The following is an 11067-nucleotide window of genomic DNA, read 5'->3' as shown; positions in this document are numbered from 1 at the left end:
CGGCCGGCCCTCCGGGGGGGATTTTCTTGGAACAGAGACGGTGAACCTTCTTTTTGCAAATGACGGGCGCGGTGTGCATCCCCAAAGCTGGTATGCGGCCACGTCGGATGTCGGGGCGGCGCGTGCGGCGTTGCAGGGGGATGTGCGCGCGGATGTCTGTGTGGTGGGCGCCGGATTCACGGGCCTGTCGGCGGCGCTGCATCTGGCGCAGGCGGGCCGGCGGGTCATCGTTCTGGATGCGCAGCGGGTGGGGTTTGGTGCGTCGGGGCGCAACGGAGGTCAGCTTGGCGCGGGGCAGCGGGTCGAGCAACCCTATCTCGAAGAGATGGTCGGGCGTGATCCGGCAGGTCGGTTGTGGGAGCTGGGGCGCGACGCGGTGGCGCTGGTCAAGGCGCTGGTGGATGCGCATCAGATCGACTGTTTTCTGAAGCCGGGGCTGGCGTGGACCGCCGCGCGCCCGCGCGATGTGGACGACCTGCACCGCTATGCCGCGCATATGGGCACGCAATACGACTACCCGCTCGAGGTGTTGGGCGCGGACGGGTTTGCGGCGATCTGCCCGTCACCGGCCTATCGGGGGGGGATCGTCGACCGTGAGGCGGGACACCTGCACCCGCTGCGCTTTGCGCTTGGCCTCGCACGGGCGGCCGAGGATGCAGGCGCCGTGATCCATGAGCGCAGTGCCGTGGTGGACATCACCGAGGGCACGCCGGTGCGGATTCGCACCGGGACGGGCACGGTTGAGGCCGATCAGGTGATCCTGGCCTGCAACGGCTATCTGGGCGGGTTGTCCCGGCAGGTGGCCGCGCGGGTCATGCCGATCAACAATTTTGTCGCCGCCACCGCGCCGCTCGATGCGCCCGAGCGGGTGTTGGCGCAGGACATTGCCGTGTCGGACAGCCGGTTTGTCGTGAACTACTTTCGGCTCAGCCACGACAATCGCCTGCTGTTTGGCGGCGGCGAAAGCTATGGCTACCGGTTTCCGCGGGACATCGCGGCCAAGGTCCGACGGCCCATGTGCGAGATCTTTCCACATCTGCGGGACGTGTCCATCGACTATGCCTGGGGTGGGACCCTGGCCATCACGATGAAGCGCCTGCCCTACCTGGTGCGCCTTGCACCGAACGTGCTGAGCGCATCCGGCTATTCCGGCCACGGGGTCGGCACCGCAACCCATGCGGGGATGTTGATGGCGCACGCGTTGCAAGGTGACAGTGACGGGTTCGACATCATGGCAGCGATCCCAACCATGCCGTTTCCCGGCGGGCCTGCGATGCGCAACCCGCTCCTGGTGCTTGCCATGACGTGGTTTGCGATGCGCGACCGGCTGGGTCTTTGATCCTGCACAGGGGCTGACCTGCGGTGTGACGTACCGTCCGTCACAAAACCGTTTCCTTTTCGATGCAATAGATTTAAAAAACCAACAGTCGTACATAAGGAAACTGAAATATGGCCCTGCCCGACATGCACACCGCCGAAGCCATCCCCGAGGCCGCCCGCACCGAGATTGACCGGCTGCTGCAATCGGGGGACCTGTTTCGCTATACCGCGCCTGCGGATGCGCCGGTGTCGCTGCTGGAGGCCGAGTTTGCCGAATTGCTGGGCGCGCGGTTTGCACTGGCGGTGTCGTCCTGTTCGGCCGCCCTGTTCCTGTCGCTCAAGGCGTTGGGATTGCCGCGGGATGCGCGCGTGCTGATCCCCGGATTTACCTTTGCGGCGGTGCCGTCGTCGGTTGTGCATGCCGATTGCATCCCGGTGCTGTGCGAAGTGGGTAAGAATTACCGGATCGACATGGATGATTTCGCGGCCAAACTGCCGGGCTGCGCCGCCGTCATCGTCAGCCACATGCGCGGCCATACGTCGGACATGGATGCGATCATGGCGCTGTGTGACGCCGCAGGCATCCCGGTGATCGAAGACGCCGCCCATTCGCTTGGCACCACGTGGCACAGGCGCAAGATCGGGACGCTGGGCAAGATCGGGTGCTTTTCCTTCCAGTCCTACAAGATGATCAACGCGGGCGAAGGTGGCATTCTGATCACCGACGATGCCGACCTTGTGGCGCGGGCGATCATCATGTCGGGCGCATACGAGCATAACTGGAAAAAGCATCCGGTGCTTCAGGACGCCTTTGGCCAGCATCAGAACCAGCTGCCGCTTTACAATCTGCGCATGTCGAACCTGAGCGCGGCTGTCATCCGGCCGCAACTGCCGCATTTGTCGCGGCGGGTCACAGACGGGCGGCGCAACCATGACCACGTGGCCGCGCAGATCGGGCAAAGCCCCTATATCGACGTTCCCGCCCCGCTTGCGCCAGAGGTGCGCGCGCCAGATTCGATCCAGTTCAACCTGATCAACATGAATGATGCGCAGGTAGACGCCTTTGTCAGGGCGGCGGACGCAAACGGGGTCAAGGTGCAGGTCTTTGGCCGCAGCGCAGACAACGCGCGGGCCTTCTGGAACTGGCACTTTGTGCCGGACCTGCCGGACCTGCCGCAAACCCGTGCGATGCTGATGCGGGCCTGCGATGTGCGGTTACCGGTGCACCTGCCGACCGCGACCCTTGATGCGGTGTCGGATGCGCTCTTGTCCGCGCTGGAAACCGCCCAAGGGACAAAGGCCGCCTGACCTCTTTCCGCATGCGCGCGTGTGGCCTAGGGTCGGGCGCATGACAGAGCTTACACATGGAGCCGCCTGGATGGGCGGCCGGATCCTACCCATCGCAGATGCGGCCATTCCGGTAACGGATTGGGGCGTGACCCATTCCGACATCGCCTATGACGTGGTGCCGGTCTGGCAGGGTGCGTTTTTCCGGCTGGATGATTACGTGGCGCGGTTCATGGCGTCGGTGTCGGCCCTGCGGTTCGAGATCGGGATGGATGCGGGTGCTGTATGCGGCGCGCTGCACCAAATGGTGGCGGCGACTGGGTTGCAGGATGCCTATGTCGCCATGGTCGCCGCGCGCGGTCGCAACCCCGTCCCCGGCAGCCGCGACCCGCGCGATTGCGCAAACCATTTCTACGCGTGGTGCGTTCCTTACGTGCATATCGTCAAACCGGAGGTCGCGGCCAAGGGCACGTCGGTGTGGATCGCCAAATCCGTGCGCCGCATCCCCAGGGACAGCGTGGACCCGACGGTCAAGAACTACCACTGGGGCGATTTCACCTCGGGCCTGTTTGAGGCCAAGGACAAAGGCTTCGAGACGACGCTGCTCCTGGATCATGCGGGGCATGTGACCGAAGGCCCGGGATTCAACGTCTTTGCCGTGTTTGGCAACCGTGTGGTGACGCCGGATCACGGCGTGCTGCATGGCATCACCCGGCGCACGGTGTTGGAGATGTGTGTAGAGGCCGGGTTGGACACGCAGATCCGCCCCCTGCCCCTCGATGAATTCTGGCAAGCAGACGAAGTGTTCCTGTCATCTTCGGGCGGCGGGGTGATCCCGGTGGCGCAGGTGGACGACCGCCATTTTTCGAACGGGGCGGCGGGGCCCGTGGCGACGGGCCTCCGGCAGCGATACTTCGATTGGATCATGCGGCCTGAACACCGCACGCCGGTTTCAGGACAGCTTTGACAGCTTTTCCTGCAACTCGGCGAGCTGCTTTTTGATCGCGTCGAGGTCTTCGCCCTCTTCCTTGGTTTCGGGCGGCGTGCCGCCACCGGTCCAGCCGCCGGCCATACCGCCGGTCATCGCCTTCATGAACGCTTCTTGCTGGGCGCGCATCGCGTCGAACCCGGGCATTTTCGCCATCGGGTTCATCGCGGACATGTTCTCAACCATCCGGCTCTGCCCGTCACGCAGCATCTCGAACGAGGTTTGCAGGAACTGCGGCACCACCGACACGTTGCCGGTCATGTAGCTGCGCACCAGATCGTTCAGCACATCCACCGGCAGCACGCTTTCACCGCGGCTTTCATGTTCGGCGATGATCTGCAGCAGGTACTGGCGGGTCAGGTCGTCCCCGGTCTTGAGGTCCACGATCTGCACCTCGCGCCCGTCGCGGATGAACCCGGCAATATCCTCCAGCGTGACATAGTCGCTGGTTTCCGTGTTGTAGAGGCGGCGGCTGGCATAGCGCTTGATCAGCAAGGGCGCTGGTTTTTCGGTCACGTGGTTTCTCCCCGCATACGTGCTGCATTGCAGCTTAGGGCCGCGTTTCCGAAAAAGAAAGTGCGACGTGCGTCAATCTGTCTGGCCGCCCGGTGCCCATGCGGCAAGCGCTGCGGCAATGGCCGCATCCACCGGGGTCGGTTCGAAATCCGGCAAGGCGCGGGCCAGTTTCGTCCCGTCGATGCGGTGCGGCACCTCCCAGAGGTAGCGCATTTCGGCAACTTCGCGCATGAGCGGCGACACCAACCCCATCGCCCGCACGGCCAGCCACGGCATCCCGCGCACCCGCACCTTTTTGCCAACGGCACGTGCCACTGCATCGATCAATGCGTCCCCGGTGAGCGTATGCCCCGGGAACCCGAACTCCTCAAACGTCTGAAATTCCGTCCTTTTTTCTGCCAGACCGACCATCGCCCGCGCCATGTCCGGCAGCCACGCCCACGCGTGCGCCACGTTGCGCGGACCGGGATACATGATTTGGCCCTGCCAAGCCTTCGCGGCGATATGCGTATCAAACCAATTGCCGCTTTGCGCCGCTTCGATGAAATCACCCGCGCGCAGGACAATGGTGCGAACCCCGGCCTCGCGATAGGCGCCTTCCATACGTATGCGAATGTTGCCTTTGCGCGTGGTGGCCGCCCACGGCGTGTCTTCGCGCAACGTCTCGGGCATCGCAGCACCGTAGTTGTAAACATTGCCGGGGATCATCACCGTCGCGCCGCTTGACTGCGCCGCAGCAATAACAGCGTGGGTCAGGCGCGGCACCTCCACCGACCAGGCCGGATAGGGCGGGTTCAGCGCGTTCACGATCACATCGTGGCCCTGCACGACGGCCGAAAGCGCCGCGGCATCCGCCGGATCGACGGCGACGTGTCGCGCACTTTCCTGTGCCCAGTGGCGCGCGGTCCGGGTGACTTCCCATCCTGCCGCCTCAAATGCCGTGACCGCGGCGCGTCCAAACCGACCCGTCGCGCCCAGAACCAAAACCTTTTCCATCGTGCCCATCCTCATTGCAGTGTCAGACGGGATCTCTCTATTGAATTCATATTCGAATATCATTACGGTAAATTTGCATCTTTCCATCCAAATATGAATACACCCCATGTCCGACTGGTCGCATATCCAATCTTTCGCCGCTGTGGCGCATCACGGATCGCTGTCCGCCGCCGCCCGTGCCATGCACAGCAGCCAACCCACGCTCAGCCGTCATATCGCGCAGCTGGAGGCGGATCTTGGCGCGCGCCTCTTTGACCGCAGCCGGGGGGGCATGGTTCTGACGGCACAGGGCGCGGACCTGTTGCAGCACGCCGACACCATGGCCGATGCTGCCGCCCGGATTGGCCCGATGGGCGATGCACCGGGCCTGCACGGCACGGTCCGCATCACGGCCAGCCGCGTCGTTGCTCATTTCACCCTGCCCGCCATCATCGCAGAGCTGCGCACGGCCTATCCCGAGATCGAGATCGAAATGATCGCCTCTGACAGCAGCGAGAACCTGCTGCGCCGCGAAGCGGACATTGCCCTGCGCATGTACCGCCCGACGCAGGACGATGTGATCACGCGGCACGTGGCGGATCTGACCCTCGGCGCCTATGCCAGCCACAGCTATATCGCGCGCAAGGGCCTGCCAGAGCAGTTGAGCGATGTGCCGAACCATGATCTGATCGGATATGACCGCAGCACGATGATCGTGGACGGTCTGCGGGCGCGCGGCCTGACGGTGAACCGGCACGCCTTTGGTGTGCGCTGCGATGATCAAGTGGCGTGCTGGCAACTGGTGCTGGCGGGGTGCGGCGTCGGTTTTACGCAATGCCTTGTGGGCGACGCGGACCCGCGCGTGCGCCGGGTGTTTCAGGGAGAGGTCGTGGGCGCCCTGCCCGTCTGGCTGACGGCGCATCCCGACCTGCGCCGCGTGCCGCGCGTGCGCGCGATCTATGATGGTTTGGCCAAAGCGCTGGCGCGTCCCGGAGCCGTATCAAAGGAACCACCACATGCCTGAATTCTGGCCTGTCTTTGAACATCACGACGCAGAGATCATCGGCGACGAATACCTTGATCTTGCGATATTTATCGGCGACCCGTTCGACCACCTGCTGAGAGAGGCCGGGTTCAAACCGGTGACGGACCATGTGGGTCTTACGGCCGAGATGAATGACATCCTGAACGAAAACATGCCCGCAGACATGCACCAACCGTGGACCGAAGAGATGATGAACTGGGCCGCGCCGGAGGTGGGGCGTGCCATGTGGACCACCCTGCGCCGCGCCACCGAAGAACAGCCGGACCTCTTCCAGCTGTGGCCCGACATGATCGAACATGTCAGCGATACGCTCGAAATTGCAGATCTGGTCTTTGAACGGGCGGTGCAGCATCAGGCGCGCTGGTTCATCCCGAGCCCCGGTTTTTAGGCAAAGAAAAAGGCGGGCACCCGAAGGTACCCGCCACAGTCACCGCGCCGTTTCAGGGAGGAGTTGGCGCGATATTCTGTCAGAACGAACCGCTTACTTCGCAGTCGCTTTTTTCGCAGCGGCAGTCATCTCACCGGTTGCTTTTTTCACAGCAGCGGCGGTGTCTTCGCTCATGTCTTTGCCAGCGGCCATCATCAGCTCGACTGTGTCCATTTGGACTTTCTTGGCAACTTCAGCGAAGGCGGCCATGTGCTCGGCTGTCACTTCGGCGTAGGACGACGCGAAGTCGGTCATCGCTTTTGCGTAGTCGGCAGGCTCTGCTTTGGCTTTGGACATGTCGCCCAGTTTCGCCAGCGTCTCTTTTGTCCACTTGGAGGAGATCTCGGTGGATTTTTCAGCGGCGTCGATGGCAACGTGGCTCAGCTTTTCGTTAAGCGAAGTTGCTGTTTTGAACGCGTCTTCCATTGCAGCTGTGTCGACGGGGAACGAACCCAGGACGTCTTTGAACATTGCTGTCATATCTTGTGTGGCTTTTGCCATGGTACTGATCCTTTTCGAGTGCTCGGTGCAGGATCATTCCTGCGTTTCTGCATCTGCAAACAATATGCATGCTGCAGTGCAGAAAATCAACCCTTTTGCTGCACTGCGGCAAAATGGCATGCCCTAGCGGAAAGCGTTAACAAAATCAGCGTATTGGCGTGCGCGCCCTCAGGTTTTCGCCTTGACGGTCACGTATGTTCCCGGCGCATCACACAGGACGGGATGCGCAGAATCGCCCGGTATGCGTGCATCGACCTTGGCCCCGGCACGGTTTTTCAACCACGCGCCCCACCGTGGCCACCATGACCCTTCGTGGAACTCCGCCGTTTCCGACCACGCATCAGGATCGAGCGTCAGGTCGTCATTGGTGTAATGGCCATACTTATTCTTTGACGGCGGGTTCACGATCCCCGCGATATGGCCCGACTGCGTCTTGATAAAGGTGCGGTCCTTGGACCCGAACTGCTGCACGCCGCGGTAACAGTTCACCCATGGCGCAATGTGATCCGTCTCGCAGGCGATGGCACAGACGGGCACATCAAGATCACTCAGCGTCAGCTTGTGGCCCATCAACTCGAACCCGCCGTCCGCCAGTTCGTTGCGCTGGCACAGCCCGCGCAGATATTGCATCGCCATCTTTTCCGGCAGGTTCGCGCCGTCACCATTCCAGTAGAGCAGGTCGAAAGCGGGCGGCGTCTGTCCCATCATGTAGCTTTTGATCGCGGGCGTATAGACAAGGTCATTGGCCCGCAGGAACGTGAATGTCCGCGCCATGATCACGGATGGCAGGATGCCTTTGTCCGCGCATTCCGCCTCGATCCCGTCAATGAAATCATCTGTCAGGAAGGGCGAGAATTCGCCCTGATCCCCGAAATCCGTCAGCGCGGTAAAGAAGGTGGCGGATTTGACCGATTTGTCCTTGCGCTGCTTCAGAAGGCTCAGCGTCAGCGCCAGCGTCGTACCCGCAATACAATAGCCAATCGCATTCACCTGCTTTTCGGCGGTGATTGCCTTGGCTTCGTTGATCGCGGTCAGGTATCCGTCTTCGATATAGTCCTCGAGACCCACATCCGCATACGCGCCATCCGGGTTGACCCAGGACACGACAAACAGGGTGTAGCCCTGATCGACGATCCATTTGACCAGGCTGTTTTGCTGTTTCAGGTCGAGAATGTAGAATTTGTTGATCCATGGCGGGAACAGGACGATGGGCGTCTTGTGCACCTTGTCCGTGGTCGGCGTGTACTGGATCAGCTCCATCATCCGGTTGCGGTACACAACCTTGCCCGGCGTGGTTGCGATGTTCTGGCCCAGCTCAAACGCGGTCTCATCCGCAAGCCGCACGATCAACTCGCCATTGTTGGCCTCAAGATCGCCAATCAGGTTCTCCAGCCCGTCAATCAGGCTCTGCCCTTCGGTTTCCACCGCCTTTTCCAGCGCGTCCGGGTTGGTGGCCAGAAAATTCGTGGGCGACATCATATCGAGGATCTGCCGCGAGAAATAGCCAAGGCGCTGCTTCTCCTTGGGATCCAGATCGGTCACGTCATCCACCGCCTGCATCACCGCATCAGCGTTGATCAGATACTGCTGCTTGACGTAGTTGAAATACGGATGCGTGTCCCAGAGCGGGTTGGCAAAGCGCCGGTCCTTGGGACCGGGATCATCGGGCGCCTTCAGCTTGCCGCTGGCCAGCGCCTGCTGCGCCTCCACGAAATGGGTCACGGATTTCGACCAGAACTGCAACTGATGCTCAAGCACCTTGGCTGGATCACGCAATGCTTCGTGCCAATACGCCGACGCCGCCTTGCCAAACAGCTCCTGATTCGGGCCATCAAGCGCCGCATTATGTGTGCTGCGGTGCGTCATAACCTGGGTGAGACGTTGGGTCAGCTCTTCAACTTTACGGAGATTTGAATTCAATTTGTCGAGGTTTTCACCCGTCACCGCACCAGAAGTGGTGTCACTGGTTGTCATATTAACCTCTTCGTCCTAGTCTCGCATACGCAGCATTCGCGTTCGCCAACGCGCTGCCTATCTATGGTCGCATGTTTCAGGGGGCAAAGCGACAAACCGTCCGATGTGGCATCTCGCACGCATCGCCCCGATTGAAGGAGTTTGGTTATGCGGTACATGGTGAGCTACGATCTCATGGAGACGATGCGGAACACGAACCAATGGCTGGGCGCTACGGCGGCGGCAATCGGTGCGTATCCGGCAATGGCCATGATACCCAATCCCGCGATGCAGTGGATGCGCGCATGGGGTGAGGTGACCGAACGCACGTTTGAACGTATGGTCGTGAAACCCGACTGGGGCATCCCGTCCTTCACCGCCGAAGACGGCAAGGACCATCTGGTCAGCATTGATACGGTCGTGGCGGGTGCCTTTGGCGATCTGATCCATTTCAACGTGGTGGGCCGCAAGCCGCGCAAGCGGAAGGTGCTGCTCGTGGCCCCGATGTCGGGCCATTATGCGACACTCCTGCGCTCGACCGTGATGTCGCTGATGCCCGATTGCGAGGTTTACGTCACCGATTGGCACAACGCGCGCGACATTCCCGTCAGCGCGGGCAAGTTCGATGTGGAGGACTATACGCTCTACCTCGTGGATTACATGCGCCACCTCGGCCCGGACAGCCACGTCATCGCGGTGTGCCAACCCGCGCCACTGACACTCGCCGCGACCGCATACCTCGCCGAAGAGGACCCCGAGGCGCAGCCACGCTCGCTGACCCTGATCGGCGGGCCGATTGACCCGGACGCAAATGCCACCGACGTCACCGACTTTGGCCGCCGCGTGACCATGGGCCAGCTTGAAGAGATGATGATCCAGCGCGTGGGCTTCAAATATGCCGGCGTGGGCCGCATGGTTTATCCCGGCCTGTTGCAGCTGCAATCCTTCATGTCCATGAACGCGGAAAAGCACGCCAAGGCGTTCACCGACCAGATCGCGCGCGCCGCACGCGGTGAGGCCGGGGATCACGACAAGCACAACAAGTTCTATGACGAATACCTGGCTGTCATGGACATGACCGCCGAATTCTACCTGTCGACGGTCGAACGCATCTTTAAACGCGCCGAAATCGCCAAGAACATGTTCACCGTCGCAGGCAAGCGCGTGGATATCGGCAAGATCACAACCGTCGCGGTGAAAACCGTCGAGGGCGCGAATGACGACATCTCCGCGCCCGGCCAATGTGTCGCCGCGCTCGACCTGTGCACCGGCCTGCCCGACAGCAAAAAGGCAAGCCATGTGGAACCCGGCGCGGGGCACTACGGTATCTTTGCGGGCAAGAGCTGGCGCAACAATATCCGCCCGCTCGTCTTGGATTTCATCGACGCCAATTCGCCGAAACCCCGTGGGAAGAAGCCCGCGAACAAGAACGCGGCGGCCTGACCCGGTGGCGGGCGTGGATCTGTCCTTTGCCTGCGATTGCAAGAAACTGCGCGGCACGCTCAAGGGCGTGAGCGCGCGCAATGGCACACGGGCCGAATGCTTTTGCCACGACTGCCGCGCGGCAGAGGTGTTCGCGGGCCAACCGGATCCCGCGCCCGGGCCCGTACAACTCTATCAGACCGTGCCGTTCCGGGTGCAGATCGACGCCGGCGCGGACCAGCTTGCGCCGTTTGCCTTTGGCGAAAAGGGGCCGCTGCGGTGGCAGGCGCGTTGTTGCGGGGCGACGATGTTCCTAACCGCGCGCGCGCCCAAGCTCAGCTTTACATCCTTTCGCACCGACCGGCTGGAGGACCCCGACGCCCTTGGCCCGCCGGTCGCGCGCGCCTTTGTGCGCAAGGCCAATGGTAAGCGCGGTCACGAGGGGCTGGCGCAGTTCATCAGCGGTTTTGCGGCGCGCAGCCTGTCGGCCCGCATCACAGGCCGCTGGAAGCAAACGCCTTTCTTCAAGGACGATGGCACGCCCGTGGCCCCGATCTATCACGTGTCACAGGCAGAGCGGGACGCCCTGCCCCCATCCTAGAACGAATTGCAAATCACCTGTTCCATCAGGTA

The 11067-nt window shown here is 62.0% G+C and carries 11 protein-coding genes; 7 read left to right on the top strand and 4 right to left on the bottom strand.

Features of this window, described 5'->3' with window-relative positions; translation table 11 throughout:
• The first annotated feature begins 40 nt into the window (after positions 1 to 40).
• From ACERHN_RS16000 to ACERHN_RS15990, 3 genes are all read left to right on the top strand, one after another.
• Positions 41 to 1339, top strand: a complete 1299-nt coding sequence (locus ACERHN_RS16000; RefSeq protein ID WP_415920016.1) for an NAD(P)/FAD-dependent oxidoreductase — start codon at positions 41 to 43, stop codon at positions 1337 to 1339.
• A 110-nt stretch (positions 1340 to 1449) separates the two neighbouring features.
• Entirely contained in the window at positions 1450 to 2628 is a 1179-nt protein-coding gene (locus ACERHN_RS15995; RefSeq protein ID WP_415920015.1) for a DegT/DnrJ/EryC1/StrS family aminotransferase, read from the top strand.
• Between the two features lie 40 nt (positions 2629 to 2668).
• Complete coding sequence (locus ACERHN_RS15990) at positions 2669 to 3574, top strand: aminotransferase class IV (protein WP_415920014.1); 906 nt, start codon at positions 2669 to 2671, stop codon at positions 3572 to 3574.
• Here ACERHN_RS15990 and phaR read toward each other — a convergent pair.
• Together phaR and ACERHN_RS15980 are read right to left on the bottom strand one after the other, a co-directional pair.
• Positions 3560 to 4111, bottom strand: coding sequence for a polyhydroxyalkanoate synthesis repressor PhaR (phaR, locus tag ACERHN_RS15985; protein ID WP_415920013.1), 552 nt, complete (start codon positions 4109 to 4111; stop codon positions 3560 to 3562). The genes ACERHN_RS15990 and phaR overlap by 15 nt on opposite strands.
• A gap of 72 nt (positions 4112 to 4183) precedes the next feature.
• Complete coding sequence (locus ACERHN_RS15980; protein ID WP_415920012.1) at positions 4184 to 5107, bottom strand: NAD(P)H-binding protein; 924 nt, start codon at positions 5105 to 5107, stop codon at positions 4184 to 4186.
• A 106-nt stretch (positions 5108 to 5213) separates the two neighbouring features.
• Here ACERHN_RS15980 and ACERHN_RS15975 point away from each other — a divergent pair, with 106 nt between their 5' ends.
• Entirely contained in the window at positions 5214 to 6110 is an 897-nt protein-coding gene (locus tag ACERHN_RS15975; RefSeq protein WP_415920011.1) for a LysR family transcriptional regulator, read from the top strand.
• Positions 6103 to 6519 (top strand): hypothetical protein, encoded by a 417-nt coding sequence (locus ACERHN_RS15970; RefSeq protein WP_415920010.1) that lies wholly within the window; start codon positions 6103 to 6105, stop codon positions 6517 to 6519. Before ACERHN_RS15975 ends, ACERHN_RS15970 begins: the two co-directional genes overlap by 8 nt.
• Positions 6520 to 6612: 93 nt before the next feature.
• Here ACERHN_RS15970 and ACERHN_RS15965 read toward each other — a convergent pair whose 3' ends face one another.
• Positions 6613 to 7059: a phasin family protein gene (locus tag ACERHN_RS15965; protein WP_415920009.1), complete on the bottom strand. Its 447-nt coding sequence runs from the start codon at positions 7057 to 7059 to the stop codon at positions 6613 to 6615.
• A gap of 168 nt (positions 7060 to 7227) precedes the next feature.
• Positions 7228 to 9033, bottom strand: a complete 1806-nt coding sequence (locus tag ACERHN_RS15960) for a PHA/PHB synthase family protein (protein WP_415920008.1) — start codon at positions 9031 to 9033, stop codon at positions 7228 to 7230.
• 147 nt (positions 9034 to 9180) lie between these two features.
• On the opposite strand from ACERHN_RS15960, the gene phaZ reads away from it, so the two are divergent.
• Both phaZ and ACERHN_RS15950 read left to right on the top strand, forming a co-directional pair.
• Positions 9181 to 10455, top strand: coding sequence for a polyhydroxyalkanoate depolymerase (gene phaZ, locus ACERHN_RS15955; protein WP_415920007.1), 1275 nt, complete (start codon positions 9181 to 9183; stop codon positions 10453 to 10455).
• Positions 10456 to 10468: 13 nt separating this feature from the next.
• The gene (locus ACERHN_RS15950) at positions 10469 to 11035 is read left to right on the top strand and encodes a DUF6151 family protein (protein ID WP_415920006.1); all 567 of its coding nucleotides are present in this window, start codon (positions 10469 to 10471) and stop codon (positions 11033 to 11035) included.
• The last annotated feature ends 32 nt before the right edge of the window (positions 11036 to 11067 follow it).

The organism is Tateyamaria rhodophyticola (assembly GCF_047777875.1).
Lineage (GTDB): Bacteria > Pseudomonadota > Alphaproteobacteria > Rhodobacterales > Rhodobacteraceae > Tateyamaria.
This window is presented reverse-complemented; position numbering and strand designations above follow the sequence as displayed.

Coding starts and splice junctions, on each gene's coding strand:
- ACERHN_RS15995 (WP_415920015.1), top strand. CDS start 1,450: ATGGCCCTGCCCGACATGCACACCGCCGAAGCCATCCCCGAGGCCGCC.
- ACERHN_RS15990 (WP_415920014.1), top strand. CDS start 2,669: ATGACAGAGCTTACACATGGAGCCGCCTGGATGGGCGGCCGGATCCTA.
- ACERHN_RS15980 (WP_415920012.1), bottom strand. CDS start 5,107: ATGGAAAAGGTTTTGGTTCTGGGCGCGACGGGTCGGTTTGGACGCGCC.
- ACERHN_RS15975 (WP_415920011.1), top strand. CDS start 5,214: ATGTCCGACTGGTCGCATATCCAATCTTTCGCCGCTGTGGCGCATCAC.
- ACERHN_RS15970 (WP_415920010.1), top strand. CDS start 6,103: ATGCCTGAATTCTGGCCTGTCTTTGAACATCACGACGCAGAGATCATC.
- ACERHN_RS15965 (WP_415920009.1), bottom strand. CDS start 7,059: ATGGCAAAAGCCACACAAGATATGACAGCAATGTTCAAAGACGTCCTG.
- ACERHN_RS15960 (WP_415920008.1), bottom strand. CDS start 9,033: ATGACAACCAGTGACACCACTTCTGGTGCGGTGACGGGTGAAAACCTC.
- phaZ (WP_415920007.1), top strand. CDS start 9,181: ATGCGGTACATGGTGAGCTACGATCTCATGGAGACGATGCGGAACACG.